Annotated in this window: 16 protein-coding genes and 1 pseudogene; 9 read left to right on the forward strand and 8 right to left on the reverse strand. The window is 69.9% G+C overall.

The features are described 5' to 3' along the window. Positions 1-52: 52 nt before the first annotated feature. Positions 53-1,399, reverse strand: coding sequence for a lipase family protein (locus ACH49X_RS10585; RefSeq protein WP_195080941.1), 1,347 nt, complete (start codon positions 1,397-1,399; stop codon positions 53-55). A 151-nt stretch (positions 1,400-1,550) separates the two neighbouring features. Between ACH49X_RS10585 and ACH49X_RS10590 the strand changes: the two genes are divergently transcribed. The 4 genes from ACH49X_RS10590 to ACH49X_RS10605 all read left to right on the forward strand — a co-directional run bounded on the left by ACH49X_RS10590 (position 1,551) and on the right by ACH49X_RS10605 (position 7,159). Beyond that, positions 1,551-2,333 (forward strand): SDR family oxidoreductase, encoded by a 783-nt coding sequence (locus ACH49X_RS10590; protein WP_195080940.1) that lies wholly within the window; start codon positions 1,551-1,553, stop codon positions 2,331-2,333. 68 nt (positions 2,334-2,401) lie between these two features. Continuing rightward, entirely contained in the window at positions 2,402-3,535 is a 1,134-nt protein-coding gene (locus tag ACH49X_RS10595; RefSeq protein WP_195080939.1) for a hypothetical protein, read from the forward strand. Next, a complete protein-coding gene (locus tag ACH49X_RS10600; protein WP_323124614.1) occupies positions 3,522-5,108 on the forward strand; it encodes a hypothetical protein in 1,587 nt (528 codons plus the stop codon). Before ACH49X_RS10595 ends, ACH49X_RS10600 begins: the two co-directional genes overlap by 14 nt. A gap of 218 nt (positions 5,109-5,326) precedes the next feature. Next, positions 5,327-7,159, forward strand: a complete 1,833-nt coding sequence (locus ACH49X_RS10605) for a phosphoenolpyruvate carboxykinase (GTP) (protein ID WP_195080938.1) — start codon at positions 5,327-5,329, stop codon at positions 7,157-7,159. Between the two features lie 222 nt (positions 7,160-7,381). On the opposite strand, the pseudogene ACH49X_RS10610 reads toward ACH49X_RS10605, so the two are convergent. The 3 genes and pseudogenes from ACH49X_RS10610 to ACH49X_RS10620 form a co-directional block, all read right to left on the reverse strand. Next, positions 7,382-7,669 (reverse strand): annotated as a pseudogene (locus ACH49X_RS10610) (TrmO family methyltransferase); the annotation flags it as partial. A gap of 174 nt (positions 7,670-7,843) precedes the next feature. Next, the gene (locus ACH49X_RS10615; protein ID WP_195080937.1) at positions 7,844-8,608 is read right to left on the reverse strand and encodes a hypothetical protein; all 765 of its coding nucleotides are present in this window, start codon (positions 8,606-8,608) and stop codon (positions 7,844-7,846) included. Between the two features lie 175 nt (positions 8,609-8,783). After that, positions 8,784-9,536, reverse strand: a complete 753-nt coding sequence (locus ACH49X_RS10620) for a phosphohydrolase (protein ID WP_195080936.1) — start codon at positions 9,534-9,536, stop codon at positions 8,784-8,786. A gap of 103 nt (positions 9,537-9,639) precedes the next feature. Between ACH49X_RS10620 and ACH49X_RS10625 the strand changes: the two genes are divergently transcribed. After that, entirely contained in the window at positions 9,640-10,596 is a 957-nt protein-coding gene (locus ACH49X_RS10625; RefSeq protein ID WP_195081045.1) for a GlxA family transcriptional regulator, read from the forward strand. Positions 10,597-10,940: 344 nt separating this feature from the next. Further along, a complete protein-coding gene (locus tag ACH49X_RS10630) occupies positions 10,941-11,114 on the forward strand; it encodes a hypothetical protein (protein WP_195080935.1) in 174 nt (57 codons plus the stop codon). On the opposite strand, the gene ACH49X_RS10635 is transcribed toward ACH49X_RS10630, so the two are convergent. Further along, positions 11,115-12,560 carry an aldehyde dehydrogenase gene (locus ACH49X_RS10635; RefSeq protein ID WP_357208502.1) on the reverse strand — a complete coding sequence of 482 codons (1,446 nt, stop codon included), beginning with the start codon at positions 12,558-12,560 and terminating at the stop codon, positions 11,115-11,117. A 209-nt stretch (positions 12,561-12,769) separates the two neighbouring features. On the opposite strand from ACH49X_RS10635, the gene ACH49X_RS10640 reads away from it, so the two are divergent. Continuing rightward, positions 12,770-13,081: a hypothetical protein gene (locus ACH49X_RS10640; RefSeq protein ID WP_195080933.1), complete on the forward strand. Its 312-nt coding sequence runs from the start codon at positions 12,770-12,772 to the stop codon at positions 13,079-13,081. On the opposite strand, the gene ACH49X_RS10645 is transcribed toward ACH49X_RS10640, so the two are convergent. Then, positions 13,078-13,863 (reverse strand): bifunctional 2-polyprenyl-6-hydroxyphenol methylase/3-demethylubiquinol 3-O-methyltransferase UbiG, encoded by a 786-nt coding sequence (locus ACH49X_RS10645; RefSeq protein WP_195080932.1) that lies wholly within the window; start codon positions 13,861-13,863, stop codon positions 13,078-13,080. The two genes, ACH49X_RS10640 and ACH49X_RS10645, sit on opposite strands and share 4 nt — an antisense overlap. A 115-nt stretch (positions 13,864-13,978) precedes the next feature. Here ACH49X_RS10645 and ACH49X_RS10650 point away from each other — a divergent pair, with 115 nt between their 5' ends. Beyond that, a complete protein-coding gene (locus tag ACH49X_RS10650) occupies positions 13,979-15,151 on the forward strand; it encodes a glycosyltransferase family 4 protein (RefSeq protein ID WP_195080931.1) in 1,173 nt (390 codons plus the stop codon). 42 nt (positions 15,152-15,193) lie between these two features. Here ACH49X_RS10650 and ACH49X_RS10655 read toward each other — a convergent pair whose 3' ends face one another. Beyond that, positions 15,194-15,799 (reverse strand): alpha/beta hydrolase, encoded by a 606-nt coding sequence (locus ACH49X_RS10655; protein WP_357109639.1) that lies wholly within the window; start codon positions 15,797-15,799, stop codon positions 15,194-15,196. A gap of 54 nt (positions 15,800-15,853) precedes the next feature. Between ACH49X_RS10655 and ACH49X_RS10660 the strand changes: the two genes are divergently transcribed. Beyond that, entirely contained in the window at positions 15,854-16,201 is a 348-nt protein-coding gene (locus ACH49X_RS10660) for a MerR family transcriptional regulator (RefSeq protein WP_357109637.1), read from the forward strand. Between the two features lie 15 nt (positions 16,202-16,216). On the opposite strand, the gene ACH49X_RS10665 is transcribed toward ACH49X_RS10660, so the two are convergent. Beyond that, positions 16,217-18,283, reverse strand: coding sequence for a hypothetical protein (locus tag ACH49X_RS10665; RefSeq protein ID WP_357208504.1), 2,067 nt, complete (start codon positions 18,281-18,283; stop codon positions 16,217-16,219). Between the last annotated feature and the right edge of the window lie 126 nt (positions 18,284-18,409).

An 18,409-nucleotide genomic window follows, 5' to 3' on the forward strand; every position in this document is an offset into this window, starting at 1 on the left:
CATCCGGCGATCAGTGCGGCAGGCGGTTGCACCCGGGCCGCTGAGCAGGCGGTCAGGCGGCGCGCGCGGGCGCGATCCTCGGCACGGTCGGCCGTTGCTGACGCAGCGGTCTTCCGAGTGCGACCTTGGCCGCGGTCACCGCCATCTCCAGCAGTCCGCGCACGCCCGAAGGCGAGGCCGCGACCGACCACACGGTGCTGTCGCCGACTTCGCTCACCGGTTGCCCGGCGAACCGGTCTGCCAGCCAATCCAGACTGATCGGCGTGGACAGCGGCAGCAGCGAGAAATGCTCGCTGAGCCGGTCGCGCACGTAGGTCACCGCGGCGCCGCCGCGGCGGTAGCGGTCCACCTGGCCGTCGACGCCATCGATGTGGATGACCTGGTCGTGGATGGGTTGCACCACCAGCAACGGGCACGCGGGCGTGGTGTTGCCCAGCCGCAGGTCGTCGAACATCGCCCGAAGCTGCGGAGTATCGAGCACTTCGGCGAGCGGCCGGTCGAGGAAGTCGTCCACCTTCTTGCCCGCGAGCCCGAGGATCGCGCCGACCGGCGTGGCGTTCTCCGCGCGGACGACGAACCGGTGGCCTTCCGGGCTGAGTTCGTTGTCGATCAGCGAGCTCAACGCGGGGTACAGCCTGCGCAGGGCGGCGATGACGATGGCGGGCAGGCCGGCGTACGGCGTGCCGTTGAGCCGGTCGAAGACCTGGCGCGGGTCGCCGACCGGGGCCCCGAGCACCGCGCCGACGATGTCGAGTTCCGGGGCGTAGGCCGGCGCCATCTCGACCGCCCACGAGCTGGCCATGCCGCCGCCGGAGTAGCCCCACACCGCGACGCGGGTGTCAGGGCCGAGCCCGAGCGGGCCGAAACGCAGGGCGGCGCGGATGCCGTCGAGCGCGCGGTAGCCGGGCTCGCGCGGCGCGCCGAAGTTCCCGTGCGGTCCCTCGTGGTCGGCGATGCTCACCGCCCAGCCGCGCCGCAGCGCGTTCGCGACCAGGAGCCATTCGAGCTGGGTGACCGAGCCGAGGGCCCGCGCGCCGTGGCGCAGGGCGTAGGACGGGGAGCACTTCTCGGTCACCGCGTCCATCGCGGTCTGGAAGGCCAGCAGCGGGCGATCCTCGTCCGGCTCCGCGTCGATCGGCAGCAGCACCGTGGTGACGGCCGCTTCCGGCGCGCCGTGCAGATCACAGCTGCGGTACAGTAGCTGCCAGGCCGAGACCTGCTGCGGGACAACCCCGAACAGCGCCACCTCGATCTTCCTGCTGCGCAGGATGGTGCCGGGCGCTTTGGCCGCGAACCCTTTGGGCGGTCGATGGAACGGGTCCGCGCTCGGCAGCAAGGGCTTGCGCTCCGCGGGACAGGCCGGCTCCGGGTCGACAGCGCCGATGACGTTCGCGGTCATCGCAACCTCCTCATCGTCGAGGTCGGTTGCCGCATGCGAAAGTTCAAGCTGCGCACCGGTTATGGCGCCGACCACTTCAGCAGGGTAAGTGACCGACCGGGCCTGTGGGAACCCCGCGGTACACGGCGTTCCCGGCACTAGACTCCCCGGCATGGGCAGACCGACAGTATTCATCACCGGCGCGGCGTCCGGTATCGGGCGGGCCACGGCCTTGCTTTTCGCTGCGCAGGGATACCAGGTCGGGGCTTACGACATCGATGAGGTCGGGCTGACCAGGCTTTCCGGTGATATCACAGCCAAAGGTGGCGCAGTGCACACCGGGGTGCTGGATGTGACGAACGCCACGCAGTGGGCGGAACGGCTCGCGGAGTTCCACGCCGCGGCGGGACGGCTGGACATCCTCGTCAACAACGCGGGCATCCTGCGCGCCGGGCCGTTCGAGGAGATCGACCTCGCCGCCCATCGGGCGATCGTGGAGGTCAACGTGCTCGGCGTGCTCACGGGCACGCACAGCGCGTTCCGCTATCTGCGCGACACCCCTGGTGCGCAGGTGGTCAACCTCTGCTCGGCGTCGGCGATCTACGGCCAGGCCGAACTCGCCAGTTACGGCGCCAGCAAATCCGCGGTCAAGAGCTTCACCGAGGCGCTCGACCTGGAGTGGGAGCGCCACGACATCCGGGTGCTCGCGATCTGGCCGATGTTCGTGGACACGGCGATGGTGGACGGCGTGACGACCGGGACCACGAAGTCGCTCGGCGTGCGGCTGACCGCCGACGACGTCGCCGCCGGGATCTGGGAGGCCACCCGCAAGCGCGCGAGGCTGCCGAAGGTGCACTACGAGATCGGCGCGCAGGCGAAGGTGCTGGCGACGGTGGGCAAATACGCCCCCAACTGGGTGGTGCGCACCGCGAACAAGTACTTCAGTGGCAGCTGAGCCGTCGAACCTGTCCCGCGCGCCGTCTTCTGACAGAATTGCGCACCGTAAAAGGGGGTGTGCGCAGCATGCAGGCAGCCACTGATTCCGATGGGCCGTTGCGGGAGCGCGGCGTGCCCACCTCCGCGCACGATCAGCTCGACAAGCTGCTGGCCGAACTCCGCTTCGGCACGGGGCGCGATCCGCAGATCGGGTACGCCGCGGCGGCGGCCGTCAGCGCGTGGCGCAAACCACCGCGCATCCAGGTGACCGGACGCGCGCACGCGGGACGGACCGCGGTGCTGCACGCGCTCGCGCTGATGTCGGCGGTGGAGACCGATCCGGTGGACCGGCCGGGAGCGCCCGACCCGGAACTCGACGCCGACATCGTCGTCTACGTGCTGTCGGCCGCGCCGACGCCGGCCGACCGCAGGGTGCTGGCCGCGCTGCCGCCGCAGCGCGCGATCGCGGTGCTGAACAAGGCCGACGCGGTCGGTTCCCGCTGGGGCGACGCGGTGGCAGCCGCCCAGCAGTACGGCAGGGAGCTGGGAGTTCCGGTGGTTCCGGTGGTCGCCTCGCTGGCCACGCGAACGAGGGCGGGCGCGCTGACCGAGGCCGAGCTGGACCTGTTGCGCAAACTGGCGACCGAAGCCGACGCGGCGCTGCTGCTCGCGCCGGACCTGTTCGTCGGGTCGGGGCCGGACGCCGCCGAGCGCGCGGAACTGCTGCGCCGCTGGGATCTGTACGGCGTGGCCTGCGCCTGCACGGCCCTGCGGCACGATCCGGATCTCACTCCGCAGGCGCTGCTGCAGATCCTGCACGCGGCCAGCGGCATCGACGCGCTGCACCAGGTGCTGCACCGCCGCTACGAGCAGGTCTCCGCGCTGCGCGGCGGCGAGCTGCTCGACGAGCTGGCCCGCCTCGCCGCCCGCGCGGTGCCGGAGGAGGGCGGTCGGGCGCGCGACCTGCTCGAGTCCTATCTCAACAGCGACGACGCCGTCTGGCTCGGGCTCTGCGCGGGGCTCGCAGGGCCCGACGTGGCCCATCTCGCGGCCGGATACTCCGCGCCAGCGCCTTCCGACGCCGACGACGCGCTGGCCCGCGCCGCGCGCTGGCGCGCCGTCGTCACCAGCGATATGCCCCCTGCCGCCCGCCGCGCCGCGTTGCGCGTGCACAACGGCTACATCCGACTATGGGAACGGATGAGCAGTGCCGGTCTCTGAGCCTCCGGAATCCGCGGCGGTGAGTGCGTCCGCCGAGATGGTCGCGCCGTCTCGCCCCGGGGGCGCGCCCGCCGACGGCGAGCCGGACGCCGCCGCAACACTCGGCCCCGAACTCGCGGCCGTGGTGCAGCGATGGAATCCGCAGGGAATGGCGCTGCTGCGCGCGGTGCGCGACTCCGGCTCCGCGGGTGCGGTCACGGTGATCGGTCCGGCCGACGTCAACACGACCTTGTTGCGCACCGAGCTGGCCCGGTTCGAACCGCGCCTCACGCTGTCGGAGCCGCGCGCCGACGCGGTGCCGGGGCCAGAGACCGCTCCGCCGGCGGTGGCGCTGATCCTGCTCGACGCGGGCACCATCATCGGCGCGGACACGCTCGGGGCGATCGACCGGTTGCGCGCGGACGGCACCCGTCTGCTGCTGGCCATGAACGGCATCCACGCCCACCAGGACTGGCAGTCGGTGCGGGAGCGCGACCTGGAACTGCTCGCCGCGGTGGGCGCGGGCGATCTGGATATCGTGCCGGTCTCGGCGCGGCTCGCGGCCGCCGCACGCACCGCGGGGGACGCCGGACTGCTCGATCGCTCCGGTGTCGGCGCACTGCACGCCCAGCTCACCGCCGCGGCCGCCGCGGGCGGTGACCGGCAGGGCGCGGTCGTCGGCCGGGTCCTCGCCGACACCCGCCGGCGGGTGGCCGAGCAGGTGGCGGTGCTGCGCTCCGGCGCCGAACCGGCCCGGCTGCGCGAGGCGCGCGCCGTCCTGCTCGCCGGTCGCGACGGCGGGCGAGCCACCGCCATGTCCACCCTGCGCGGGCAGTTGCACCTGGCCAGGGTGGACCTGATGACCGAGATCGGCGCGAACATCCGGGCGCTGCACACCGCCGTGCGCGCCGAGCTGGACCGGCTGAGCCGCGCCGAGCTCGGCGGCTATCCCGCTCGGCTGCAGCAGTACGTCACCGAGCTGACCGGCGCTCTGGATCACGTCATCGACCAGCGCATCGCCGAACTGAGCGCCCGGATCGAGAGCACGGATCGGGCTTCGCCGACGCGGCGGCGCGATCCCGCGCCTCGGGTCGGTCCGGATCCCGAACCCCGCCATCGAGGTGTCGAAGATCACCTTATGATCGCGCTCGGCGCGTCGGCCGGTGTCGGCCTCGGTCGCCTGCTGGTTGCTCCGTTCTCCCTCGTACCGGCCTTGGACGTCGCCAGCGTGCCGGTGACGCTGCTGCTCGGCGGCGGTGCCGCGGCGTGGGTGGTCCGGGCCCGCCGCCAGCTGGCCGATCGAGCGCACATCCGGCAATGGATCGCCGACGCGCTGGTCAATGTAAAAGCGCAGCTCGAGCAACGCGTGGTGACCGCACTCGTGGAAGCGGAGACCGTTCTGGCAGATCACGTGGTCCAGGCAAGCGCCGCGCGAATGGTCGAGACGGATCGCAGGGTGGCCCAGTTGGAGGCCGAATTGCGCCGGATGGCGGCCGAGCAGCCGGGGCAGCTCGCCGCATGCGAGCGAGATGTCCGAGTCCTCGATCGCTGGATCTCGCCTGTTGAAACGAGCGACCAATTGGGTACACAGTGAGGAACCCGATACCGTACCGGCCGTCACATCGCGTTAACCTCTATTCAGGAACTTGGGCGTCCGCTAAGTCCTGATCTGCCGCCCTCCTGGGGTGCGCGTTCGACCGGTCGGAGCGGGCGCCTTCCCGCCAACGGTGGCGCTCGGTGCATTCGCGCTGGTCATGGGCCTTGGGCCAGGTGGCGAAGCATCGAATAGCCACCCATCTCAGGAGAGTTTTCATGACGTCAGCGACCATTCCTGGTCTTCGTGGATCCGACGGCAAGGCGCCGACCGAGCACAGCGAACTACTCGCCTGGGTACAAGAAGTCGCCGAACTCACCCAGCCGGATCGAGTGGTGTGGGCGGACGGCTCCGACGAGGAATGGGAGCGGCTCACCGAGCAGCTCGTCGCGGCGGGGACGTTCAAGCGCTTGGACGAGAAGAAGAAGCCGAACTCCTTCCTCGCCCTCTCCGATCCCTCCGACGTGGCCCGGGTGGAGTCGCGCACCTTCATCTGTTCGAAGACCGAGGCCGACGCGGGCCCGACCAACAACTGGGTCGACCCGGCCGAGATGCGCGCCACGATGACCGAGCTGTACCGGGGCTCGATGAAGGGCCGCACCATGTACGTGGTGCCGTTCTGCATGGGTCCGCTCGGCGCCGATGACCCGAAGCTGGGCGTGGAGATCACCGACTCCGAATACGTCGTCGTGTCGATGCGCGTGATGACGCGCATGGGCGCCGCCGCCCTGGAGAAGCTGGGCGCCGACCGCCCGTTCGTGAAGGCGCTGCACTCCGTGGGCGCGCCGCTGGCCGACGGCCAGGCCGACGTGCCGTGGCCGTGCAACGACACCAAGTACATCACCCACTTCCCCGAGGACCGGGAGATCTGGAGCTACGGCTCCGGCTACGGCGGCAACGCGCTGCTCGGCAAGAAGTGCTACTCGCTGCGGATCGCCTCGGCGATGGCCCACGACGAGGGCTGGCTGGCCGAGCACATGCTGATCCTGAAGCTGATCTCCCCGGAGAACAAGGCCTACTACATCGCCGCCGCGTTCCCCAGCGCCTGCGGCAAGACCAACCTCGCGATGATCCAGCCGACCGTGCCGGGCTGGCGCGCGGAGACCCTCGGCGACGACATCGCCTGGATGCGCTTCGGTAAGGACGGCCGCCTCTACGCGGTGAACCCCGAGTACGGCTTCTTCGGCGTCGCGCCGGGCACCAATCGCAGCTCCAACCCGAACGCCATGGCCACCGTGGAAGCGGGCAACACCGTCTACACCAACGTCGCGATGACCGACGACGGCGACGTGTGGTGGGAGGGCCTGGAAGGCGAGCCCGATCACCTGATCGACTGGAAGGGCAACGACTGGTACCTGCGGGAGACCGAGACGCTGGCCGCGCACCCGAACTCCCGCTACTGCACGCCGATGGCGCAGTGCCCGATCCTGGCCCCCGAGTGGGACGACCCGCAGGGCGTGCCGATCTCGGCGATCCTGTTCGGTGGCCGCCGCAAGACCACCGTCCCGCTGGTCACCGAGTCCTTCGACTGGCAGCACGGCGTGTTCATGGGCGCGACGCTGTCGTCCGAGCAGACGGCGGCCGCCGAGGGCAAGGTCGGCACCGTGCGCCGCGACCCGATGGCCATGCTGCCGTTCCTCGGCTACCACGTCGGCGACTACCTGGGCCACTGGATCAACGTCGGCAAGAACGCCGACGCGGCCAAGCTGCCGAAGATCTTCTACGTCAACTGGTTCCGCCGCGGCGAGGACGGCCGCTTCCTGTGGCCCGGCTTCGGTGAGAACTCCCGCGTGCTGGAGTGGATCATCGGCCGCATCGAGGGTTCCGCCGAGGCCGAGGCGACCGCGATCGGCAACGTGCCGACCGCCGCGCAGCTCGACCTGGACGGGCTGGATGTCGATCCCAAGGACGTCGACGAGGCGCTCGCCGTGAACGCCGACGAGTGGCGCAAGGAGATCCCGCTGATCGAAGAGTGGTTCGAGTTCGTCGGTGACAAGCTGCCTTCCGGCGTGCGCGACGAGTTCGAGGCGCTCAAGCAGCGTCTGGGCTGACACTCCACCCAAAGTAGCACCTCGCCCGTGCCATCTGACAGATGGCACGGGCGATTTGTTCTGCGAGACAAAGGTTTGCGCGCAGTGAACAGGGTCGAAGCAAGCGCCCGTCTCAACTGACCCGAGTAGCGCTTCCGTGCTCGTCCAGAAGTAGTCTTCGAGCATTTCGGTGGACCATGGGGCTTGCTGGACCTCTCCTCGGGGGCCGAATTCCGCGAACCACGGCTTGATGTCCAGCACAGGCGTGCCGTCTACCGCATCCAGCTCGGCTACGTGCAGGTCGAGGCCGTCGACTCGGAGCAGCCGGGTGCGGGACACGCCGAGCCAGTTGACGCGTCGCATGTTGCGATGTCCGAAGATGCCGACCTTCGGCCACTCGGGATTGGCACAGGCACTGCGCGCGCCGAGACCCGCGAAAACGGGTGGGTTCGCGAGCACAGAGAGTACACCACGGAAGGAAACCGTCGTATCGACCAGGCGCGGGTGTATACCGAGCGTGGCGAACTGCATTCACCGAATACGAGTCCGGCCGCGTCGATGACACGAAAGAGATTCACAAGCAAATTGCCATAGACCGGCATCTGCTCCAGACGTGGGCATGCGCTGGGCGTCCAGCGTGGCGGCACCGGGCACGGGCAGGACCGCGCGCGTGGAATATCGCGCGACCGGTGACTTCGGAGCTGGTTACAGGATTCCGAGGGCTTCGAGTTGGTCCAGGATTTCCGACACTTGGGTGTGCATAGATTTCATGCTCGCGATGAGCGGCACATCGTCGTCGGTGTCCGGAATATTGATGACGACGGTTGCCCGGAGTCTTTTGTTGTAAGTGAGCTGGGACTGCGTGACGCCGGGGTTGAGCCGCAGGCGGAAATGCTTGAAGACGGCTCCTGGCACGAGTTCGTGTACCGCTGACTCCGGGGTGTCTACTATTTCGTAGTCATCTGACCGTGCGAAGATGAGCTCGGTTCTGAATTGGTTGCTGACCTTCAGTCGGCAGTGCCGGTCGCGGTTGGTCAATTCGCGAAGAAGGCCGAGCGGGTGGTGTGTCGGCAGGGGGTCGCAAAAAGGCTGATGGCGGAGAATCAGGGCTGTGGTGACGGCGTCGAAAATCTCTTCGACATATATCTCCTCGCCCTTGCTGTTCGTATTGCTCAGCAGAATGGGAAACTGCTCGGCATGCGGATGGACAGCGCGGTCGAGCGCGGCTCGCAGGTTGGCGAGTGCATCGCCCGTGATCAGCGCCCATTCGTCGGGCGCGTCGGACATGCCGACCGCCGCTACTTCGCAGTCGATCTCGTTTTCGTCTTCGATACTCGGGGAAAAGTCGACCCGGACTTCGACCTCATTCGCGTCCTGGTATTCCGAGACAATGCGTGCGAGGTCGTCGATGTGGTGCCACGCGCGCGCGAGCTTCAGCCGTGCGCTTGCGATGCCGGTGACACCGTTCATGACATCGAGCATACTCACACCGAGAGGGTTTGCCCAGTGAAAAGGGCGGCAGCATTATTCACCTACCCGCGGGAATTATGCGGAAATAGGTGTCCGGTCGAGCCGAACTGATAGCCGCTGAAAACAGAAAGCGCCGATGCGGAAAAGTCGGATTGCTCAGTAGTGCGGAGCCACTTTATTCGGCGAACGGCGACATCTTGACCATGATCTGGAAACCCGCTCCGTTCAGCCAGTGGATCCGGCCCTCCGGCATCGCCTTCCCCTCCGCCCGGAAGGCGGCGGCAACGTGCCGTTTGAATTCCAGTCGCGGGTGGCGGCGCAGCAGTTCGGCGACCCATTCCCGGTCCAATTCCGCCAGTCGCGCCCCGAGCACATCCACCGAGGCGCCCGCGGAGACGAATCCGCCGGGTTCGCCGAGATCGTCGGCGACGCCGGGGGTGAGGTGGGCGGCGATCGCCGCGCCGATCGCTTCGGCACGTTCCGGCGGCGCGCCTGCGCCCAGTGCGAGAGCGACGGCCCGCTCGCCGCCGACCACGGCGAAACACCGGCCGGGCGTGGGACTTTCGAGTTGCAGGTCGTGCAGCAGGCAGGAGACGTAGACCAGTTCGTCGTCGTAGGCGGCGCCGTCGAGATCGGCCAGGACCCGGCCGAAGTAGTAGGTCCGCAGCGAATGGTTCAGCATGTGCGGCGACAGCGACTCGCGCGCCTCGGTCTCCGCCGCGACGGCGAGCGCGGAATCGGGCAACCGCAGGCCGGCGAACTCCAGGTTTCCGCGCCCACGCCTGCCCAGCGCCAGCCGGACCCGGTCGGTCATCATGGCGGGCAGCGTGCGGGCGGTCGCGACGGCCAACCTGCGGCGTTGCTCTTTCGACAACGCGCCGCCGGTGCTGGTGGCCCAGGTCCAGTCGAGGCCCGTCGGTGCGGCCACGATGCCCTCCTTCTGATCGGAACTCGGTGTGCATCGAGTCAAGCGGGCGTGCGGAGCCGCCGCGAGTGGCGGGAATGACAGTATCGCTCGGATTTCTGCCAAACTGGGGACGATGAAGCAAGTGGTGGCGCTCGCGCTGGACGGCGTGATGACCTTCGACCTGGCCTGCGCGGTGCAGGCCTTCCGGCACGGGCCGGGCAAGACGGGCGAGCCGTCCGGGTTCGAGATGCGGACCTGTGGGTTGCGTGCCGGGCCGGTATGGACACCGAACGGCTTCGAACTGCGGGTGGACCACGGCTTGGAGGCGTTGGCGGAAGCCGACGTCGTCGTCGTGCCGGGCATCTGCATCCCGACGCTGCCCACCCCGCCGGAGGCGCTGACCGCGTTGCGCGGCGCGGCGGAGCGCGGCGCCACCATGGTGAGCATCTGCGTCGGCGCGTTCGTCCTGGCCGAGGCCGGGCTGCTGGACGGGCGACCCGCGACGACGCACTGGGCTTATCGCGGCGAGTTCGCCGAGCGGTATCCGGCGGTGAAACTGGACCCGACGGCCCTGTACGTCGACGACGGTGACGTGCTGACGTCGGCCGGGCTGTCCGCGGGCCTCGACCTGTGTCTGCACATCGTCCGCAAGGAGTTGGGCGCGCACGCGGCGGCGGAGCTGGCGCGGTGGAATGTCACCGCGCCACACCGGGAAGGTGGTCAGGCGCAATACATTCCGGAACCACAGCGGGTGCGTGCCGACGGCGGGCTGGCCGCCACGTTGGCGTGGGCGGTGGCGAACCCCGCTGCGGCGGTGGATGTTTCGGCGCTCGCCGCGCACGCGCTGATGAGCGAGCGCACCTTCGTCCGGCGTTTCAAGGCGGAAGTCGGCACCACGCCGCGGCGGTGGCTGGATGCCCAGCGCACCGCACGAGCACGCGAACTTCTGGAAACCACACGTTTGCCAGTGGAAGTCGTCGCGGCGAAGGCCGGGTTCGGCAGCGTCACCGCGCTGCGGGTGCACCTGCGTGCGGCGACGGGCGCCACGCCGGCCGCGTATCGCCGGTCGCTGGGTCGGTGAGCGCGTCGCTTTGAATCGACCGGCTCGGCGAATGCCGTTGCGGTGGCACTGATTCGGTCCTGCTGCCCTCGGCGCTGCGAGGACGTGCCCCTGAGGTGGTGTCCCAAGTCACACCGGAGTCGGCGAAATTCCCACGGACCGACGGGTTTAGCCCGCTGGGAAAGGGGGTAATGATCTTGCTGAGAGACTTCGTGTATTCGTAATCTATGCTTGGCGTGTTCTTCCTTCCGCATCACCCAGTCGGATAGCTGATGATTAACTGATCGACTGAACGACTTCCATACCGATATCGGACCCGCGATGCCGCGGCGCACAGCGAGATCGACGCGAGAGGTGGTTGGAGCATGGCCGATCTGGAGACATTCGAGTTCGCCACATCGAGCACCCCGCTGCGCCGGGCCGCCGCCCGGCTGCGCGCGGTGCTGCCGCCCGGGTGGCGCGTCGAGATCGTCGAGGCGCCACCCCGGCGTTACGGCAACCGCGCGCCGCTGCTGCGCGTGGTCATGCCGCCGGAGTGATCACCCGGTCCAGCCGAGCGGCATGAGCAGCGACTTCTGTTCGCAGAACGAATCGAGACCCTCCGGCCCGTTCTCGCGTCCGAGGCCGGAAGCCTTGTAGCCGCCGAACGGCGAACTGGGGTCGAAGGCGTACCAGTTGATCGCGTAGGTGCCGGTGCGCACCCGCGCCGCGATCTCGGCGCCGTGTTCGACGTCGGCGGTCCACACCGATCCGGCGAGGCCGTAGACGGAGTCGTTGGCGATGGCCACGGCCTCGTCCTCGGTCTCGTACGGGATCACCGACAGCACCGGCCCGAAGATCTCCTCCTGCGCGATGGTCGACTTGTTGTCCACGTCGGCGAAGATCGTCGGCTCGACGAACCAGCCCCGGTCCAGCCCCTCCGGGCGCCCACCGCCGAGCACGAGTCGCGCGCCCTCGGCCTTGCCCTTGGCGATATAGCCCTCGACCCGCTCGCGCTGGCGCTCGGAGATCAGCGGGCCGAGTTGGACCGCAGGGTCGTTCGGGTCGCCGACCTTCATCGTCTTCACGTGCTCGACCAGCGCGTCGAGGATTTCGTCGTACCGGCTGCGCGGGGCGAGGATGCGGGTCTGCGCGACGCAGCCCTGTCCGCTGTTCATCAGGCCGGAGAACGCGAGCACCGGGATGTTGGCCGCGAGGTCCATGTCGGGCAGCAGGATGGCCGCCGACTTGCCGCCGAGTTCGAGCGAGACGCTCTTGAGCTGACCGGTGGCGATGGCGCCGATCTTGCGGCCGACCGCGGTGCTTCCGGTGAAGGTCACCTTGTCCACGCCGGGGTGGGAGACGAGGTACTCGGCCGCGTCGGGCTCGGCCGGAAGCACCGAGAGCACGCCTTCGGGCAGGCCCGCCTCGGTGAAGATGTCGGCGACCAGGTTCGCCGTGAGCGGAGTCAGCGGGGCGGGCTTGAGCACCATGGTGCAGCCGGCCAGCAGGGCGGGCGCGAGCTTGTTGACCGCGAGGAACAAGGGGACGTTCCACGCGGTCACCGCCGCGACGACACCGCGCGGCTCGCGGGTGACCCGCGTGGTGCCGAACCCGCCGACCCGGGTCTCCGACCAGGGGAAGGAGTCCGCCAGGGCCGCGTAGGCGTCCAGCGCGGCGACCGCGGGGAGCTGGTTCAGCGTCATCGCGATCATCTGCGGCGCGCCGACCTCGGCGACCAGCGCGGCGAGCAGGTCGGCGGAACGCTGTTCGATCAGCCGGGCGGCGCGGGTGAGCACCTCGGCTCGCTGCTTCGGGGGCGTGGCCGGCCATGGCCCGTGGTCGAAGGCGTGCCTGGCCGCGGCGACCGCGGCGTCGACGTCGGCCCGGCTCACCGCGGGGACGCTGCCCACCGGCTCGACCGTGGCCGGCGAGATGACCTGGATGCGCTCGGCGGTGGTTGGCGCGGTCCAGCGGCCGCCGATGAACAAGCTGTCGTAGTGCATGAGAACACGTTACAGTTTTGCCGCCCTCATGTCTGTAACCTGTTTCAGTTTTGCGCGGCGGCGACGCTCTGGCCAGTGTGAATCCCGACCTCTCGGTTCGCTTTTCGCAGAACGCACTATTGCGTTCTGTTGCTGGAAGGGGGATGCTGGAGCGGCATATCAGCTCGCTCCATTACCGAATCGTTACCGCAAACTGGGGAGTCCGAGTCATGGCGGTGCAAGTGATCGGCCGGTCGTTGATGACCAGTGATCAAACCGAGCATCAGGCGAAGTGCGTCGGCAGCGGGGGGTGGGTGGTCTCCTTCCTACCCGGACGCACCCTGACGATCGAGCAGGCGACGGCGGCTATGCAGGCCGCGGAGGCGGTCGCCGCGGTAGGGATGCTGGCCGACCTGGTCGGCCTCACCACGCTCGAGACCGTCGGGTTGGCTATGCGCGAATCGCCGTGGAGCGAGCCCGTGCACGCCCCGTGCGGCAAGCGGCACTGGCGCCGCGGATGGCTGGAACCTTACGTCGGCTAACTTTTGGTTGCCACCACGACCAAATTGCTGACAAGTAGCTCGCGCACCAACGGGACCCGAACCAACCACCACGCCCAGCGGGGGTGATACCGCGGGAACACCGTGTGCACCTCCGCCGGAGTGGTTGCCGCCCAGCGCAATCCGTCCGCGGCCCGCACCGCGAACAGCGACGTGCCGAACCTGTTCTTGGGTTCCCGCCCGTGCTTGCGCCGATACCGCCGGGCGGCGTACTCACCGCCGAGGTAGTGCCACGGTCCGGTCTCGTGACCGCCGAACGGGCCGTGCCACACGGTGTAGGAGAGCACGATCAGTCCGCCCGGCCTGGTCACCCGCACCATCTCCTCGGCCATCACCCACGGCTTCGAGACGTGCTCGGCGACGTTCGACGAGAAACAGATGTCGACCGCGTCGTCGCGCAACGGCAGCGCCATCCCGGACCCGCGCACCGCGCCCGCCACCGAAAGACCCGCGGCGTGCATCTCCCTCGGGTCGGGCTCCACCGGAATGTAGCGCGCCCCCGTACGGGCGAACTCGTCCGCGAAGTAGCCCGGACCGCCGCCGACGTCGAGTATCGTCGCGCCGTCGAGCGAACGGCCGGTGAGATCGGCATAGAAGTCGGCGATCATCGCCGCGCTGTCGGCGGCGAGACCCCCGTAGAACAGGGCCGGGTCGGTCTGCTCGAACCGGAAGCTGCCGAGCAGTCGCAGCGACCGGCGCAGGGTCGCCCTGCGGGCGAACCGGGGCTGGCTGCTGCGTGTCGGCGTCTTCGCGGCTTTGAGCACGGCGCCGAGTCTCGCACAACCGCGATGCCGGGCTGCTCGGGCGGGTGCTCGGGTTAGGGTGTAGCGCGACATCCGACGTTCCCACCGGGACCTACTGACCGAGAGAAGCTCCACCGTGCGCGAAGTCCTCCTGCTCTGCTGGCGTGACACCGGGCACCCGCAGGGCGGCGGCAGCGAGCGGTACCTCGAACAGGTCGGCGCTCAGCTCGCCGCGCGCGGGGTCAAGGTCACGCTGCGCACCGCCCGCTATCCGGGCGCGGCGCGGCGCGAACGCGTCGACGGCATCGATATCAGCCGGGCGGGCGGCCGCTACACCGTCTATCCGCGCGCGCTGGCCGCGCTCCTGCTCGGCAGGATCGGCCTCGGTCCGTTGCGCGGCGTGCGGCCGGACGCGGTGATCGACACCCAGAACGGCATACCGTTCTTCGCCACCGCCGTCACCGCGGCACCGTCGGTGGTGCTGGTGCACCACGGCCATCGTGAGCAGTGGCCGGTCGCGGGCCGGCTGGTCGGCCGGGTCGGCTGGTGGATCGAGTCGCGGCTGTCGCCCCGCGTGCACCGCCGCAATCAATATCTGACCGTTTCGCTGCCGTCGGCGGAAGAACTGGCCACGCTCGGGGTGGACCGCTCCCGGATCGCGGTGGTCCGCAACGGAGCCGAACCTGTTCCAGTGGACGCCCCCACCGGCGCCGCGGAAACCCGCACCGCCGCACCCACTGTCGTGGTGCTCTCCCGTCTGGTGCCGCACAAGCAGATCGAGGACGCCCTCGCGGCGGTGGCTCGGCTGCGCGACCGCATTCCCGGTCTGCGCCTCGACGTGATCGGCGACGGCTGGTGGGCCGACAACCTACGAGACAACGCCCGCGAACTCGGCATCGCCGACGCCGTCACCTTCCACGGCCACGTGGACGAGCGGCGCAAGCACGAACTGCTCGCCCGCGCCTGGGTGCATGTGCTGCCCTCCCGGAAGGAGGGCTGGGGGCTCGCGGTGATCGAGGCGGCGCAGCACGGTGTTCCCACGGTCGGCTACCGCAGTTCGCGCGGCCTCACCGATTCCATCGTGGACGGCGCCACCGGAATCCTGGTCGACGACGTCGCCCAGCTGGCCGACGCCGTCGGCGACCTGCTGGACGATCCGGGCGCACGCACGGTGATGGGGGAGAAGGCACGCGCCCGCGCCCGCGAATTCTCCTGGGAGCAGACCGGGAACGGGGTTTACGAAGTGCTGGCGGCGGCTGCCAGGGGCGAGCACACCAGCGGGTTGATCGCCCCACGGGCGGTCGGCTGAGTTGTCGCCGCCGGGCGCGGACAAGGCTGCACGGTAGCCGGTTCAGGCCGGAGATGCCCACAGCGCGTTGGGCCGGGGGTGCGCTGTCCGAAGTACGTCGAGGACTTCGGGGAGTTCGGTGACGCCGTCGTCGGCGAGGAAATGCCCCGCACCAAGGATCGTTCGCGCGGTGACGCCGAGGAGGGCGGCGAGGCGGTCGGTGTGCGCGGTGGGGACGCACTCGTCCGCGTCGGAGCGAAAAACGGTCAGCCGGGTCACATGCGCGGGGATCGCCCGCACGTCGCAGCCGGATGCGATGTAGCCGTCGAGGTCGGGCAGCGCGGGTAGCGGGTCGAGGAACCCCGCGACCAGTACCAGGTGGCCGAGCCGCCACCGGCCGGGAAGCGCCGTGAGGTAGCGCAGGACGGTCAGGCAGCCGAGGCTGTGCGCGACCACGGCGGTGCCCTCGTCGGGAGTGCCGACGGCCCTGGCGGTGGCGGCGAGCCACGCGTCCGGATCGGGATCACCCGGGTCGGGCATGGCGGGGACGTGGGCCGGGATGCCCACGGCTGCGAGGCGGTCGGCGAGCCAAGGGAACCAGTGGTCGCCGGGCGTCGCGTGGTAGCCGTGGATGACAACGGTGCGGGTGGGTGTTGGTCGTGAGGTCACGGTGCCCGACGGTAGGAGTTCACGTCGGCGTGAAGGTCAAGCTGAGGAGGACAAGTGCTCATCGGGGAACTCGCGGAACGCACCGGGGTGAGTGCGCGCGCCCTGCGGCACTACGAGGAGAAAGAGCTGCTGGTGCCCGAGCGTGACGCGAACGGATACCGGCTTTACGCCGAGTCCGCCGTCGCCGTGGTCGCGCAGATCCGGGTCATGCTCGGAGCGGGGCTGAACGCCGCTGCCATCCGGCGGTACCTGGACTGTGTGCGCGACGGCGAGCACGGCCTCAGCGTCGACATGTGTTCCGGCCTGCGGACCGAGCTCGACCGCATCGCCGCGCGACTCGCCGCGCAGCAGACGGCGCTGGAGGCGACGCGGCGCCGGCTGGACGCGCTGCGGAGCGCGTGACGGCGAGCGCCGTGATCAGGTTCGCGGTCTCCTCCGCGATCGGATTCGTGTGCCGAGGGCGATCAGTGGGCCCGCGACGAGCATCGCGGCCCAGAGCAAGTGGGCCGCGATGGCGATGGAGCGTTGCGTGGTTGTCGATGCACCGCGCTCGATGACATCGGGCACGCGGTACAGCGCGAGGTCGGCGTCCTCGTAGACCTGTTCGACCTGGGCCAGAGTCGCCGCCGATGCGCCGAGCGGGCCCGGGGTGGTCCGTTCGACGAGGATCCAGCCCACGCCGAGGCGGGCCAGGTCGGCTGGCGCGCCACCGTGGAGCAGCAGGTTCTCCACCTCTGTGGCGCGAGCGCCTTCACCGGAGACCGTGCGTCCGCGCACCGGCAACTCGCCGGTCTGTAAGACGTCGTTGGGCAGCATGCGCGGGGCCGGGTCGAGTACGGGGGACGCGCCGCTGTAGCGGAACTTGCGGAACATGCCGCCCGGCAGCACCGCGACGTCGCCCGGACCGCCCATTCGTTCGGCGACCTGCCGCCAACCCGCGGGATAGTGCACCGGACGCACGGCCCCGCCGCCGCCCCAAGCGAGGTCGTAGAGCGGCAATACGATCAGCGCTGCGAACACCGCTGTGACGGCTGCCATCGTGGCCGGGGACGTCTTCGCGGGCCGGTCCGTTGTCGAGTCCGACGTGGCCGGAGAAGTCGCCTCGGAGAGGTCCGTTGTCGAGTCCATCGTGGCCGGAGAAGTCGCCTCGGAGAGGTCCGTTGTCGAGCCCGACGTGGCCGGGGACGTCGTCGTGGGTCGCTCCGTTGTCGAGTCCGTGTCCGCGCGGAGCAGACGCCGGGCCGTCGCCGCGCAACCAGCCGCGGCGCACAGGGCGAAAGCGGGCATGGCCAGGGCCGCGTACTTCTGGGTGTCGCGCAGCAGACCCGCGCCGGGCACGTGGGCGACCAGCCACTCCATGGCGTGCATGCCCCACGCGGTCGCACCGAGCGCGGGGAACAGGATCGCGATGGCCGCGAGCAGTAGCAATGCCCGCCGGACGTGGCGGTTGTCGGGGTCGGCCCCGCCGGACGCCACGGAGCGCACGCCCAGCGCCACGATCGCCAGCAGCACCAGGGTGGCGACCGCGGCCAGCGGCGTGGTGCGTGAGTCCGGCACCGCATCGGCGTTCCAGATCCCGCCGAGACCGGCCAGGCTCCCGAGCGTGCCGAGGCCGGGTTCGGCCCGCGCGGCGAACGCGGCGATGCCCGCCGGATCGGAGGGTTCCGCACCCGCACCGGACAGCACGGTCGCGACCAGCCACGGCGCGGAAGCGGCGAGCCAGAGCACAAGCGTCCCGAGCAGTTGGCGTCGATGCACCAGCGCGATCGCGGTCACCCCCGCCAGCAGCGCGCCGGTCGGGGTGAGCCCGGCCGCGGCGAGCGATCCGGCGAGAGCCGCCCACGCGGATGCCGTTCGGATGGTCGCGCGTCGGGCCGCCGGGCTGCCGGGCCGAGTCCTGCCTTCGCTCGCCGTGCCGATTGGTGCGGAAGCGTGAGCTGAATCGGATGGCGTGGGGCGGTCGGAGGAGTGGGGCGGTCGTCCAGGAGGGTTGGCCAGGATTCGCCGGCGGCGCTGAGCGGTGGCCGCTGATCGGAGGTGGTAGGCGGTCAACGCTGTCCACGGCAACGCCGCGTAACCGGCGAGCAGGCTCCAGTGCCCTTGGAGCAGGCGTTCGGCCACGTACGGGTTCCACAACGCGACTGTCGCGGCGATCAGTTGCGGGCCGAGCGACGCGCGCAGCAGTTCGCGCGCGAGCGCGGCGGCCCCGTACGCCGCGGCCCAGAGCGCGACGAGCAGGATCGCCTTGACCACCAGACCGCCGTCCACGAACGACGACAACGCGGCGAGCAGAGCGTCCTGCGGCACCGCCCGCGGTGCGGCATCGCCGAGACCGAGCGCCGCGTCGGTCGGATAGCTGCGCGGCGTGCTCACGGCGTCCCGCAACAGCAGATACCCCGGCGCGAGCAGCGGCCCGGCGACGAGCAGCGCGACAGCTGCGCTGTACGCCGCGACCACCGCTCGAGTCCGCTCGCTCCCGCTCACGCCTGAGCACTGTACGTCCCGGCCACCTCCGTCGCCGATCCAGCGGGCTCGGCGCGAAAATGTCCTGTTCGGTTGCGCGGGACCGCGCGGCGCCGCGTTTCAGCGCCGTTGCGGGATTTCGTGCCC

It is taken from the genome of Nocardia sp. NPDC019323 (assembly GCF_044389845.1).
GTDB lineage: Bacteria > Actinomycetota > Actinomycetes > Mycobacteriales > Mycobacteriaceae > Nocardia > Nocardia implantans.

What these genes read in the sequence shown, in the direction of transcription:
- ACH49X_RS10615 (WP_195080937.1), bottom strand. Translation starts at nt 8,608, where the DNA reads ATGAACGGTGTCACCGGCATCGCAAGCGCACGGCTGAAGCTCGCGCGC.
- ACH49X_RS10590 (WP_195080940.1), top strand. Translation starts at nt 1,551, where the DNA reads ATGGGCAGACCGACAGTATTCATCACCGGCGCGGCGTCCGGTATCGGG.
- ACH49X_RS10635 (WP_357208502.1), bottom strand. Translation starts at nt 12,560, where the DNA reads ATGCACTACGACAGCTTGTTCATCGGCGGCCGCTGGACCGCGCCAACC.
- ACH49X_RS10640 (WP_195080933.1), top strand. Translation starts at nt 12,770, where the DNA reads ATGGCGGTGCAAGTGATCGGCCGGTCGTTGATGACCAGTGATCAAACC.
- ACH49X_RS10585 (WP_195080941.1), bottom strand. Translation starts at nt 1,399, where the DNA reads ATGACCGCGAACGTCATCGGCGCTGTCGACCCGGAGCCGGCCTGTCCC.
- ACH49X_RS10595 (WP_195080939.1), top strand. Translation starts at nt 2,402, where the DNA reads ATGCAGGCAGCCACTGATTCCGATGGGCCGTTGCGGGAGCGCGGCGTG.
- ACH49X_RS10630 (WP_195080935.1), top strand. Translation starts at nt 10,941, where the DNA reads ATGGCCGATCTGGAGACATTCGAGTTCGCCACATCGAGCACCCCGCTG.
- ACH49X_RS10605 (WP_195080938.1), top strand. Translation starts at nt 5,327, where the DNA reads ATGACGTCAGCGACCATTCCTGGTCTTCGTGGATCCGACGGCAAGGCG.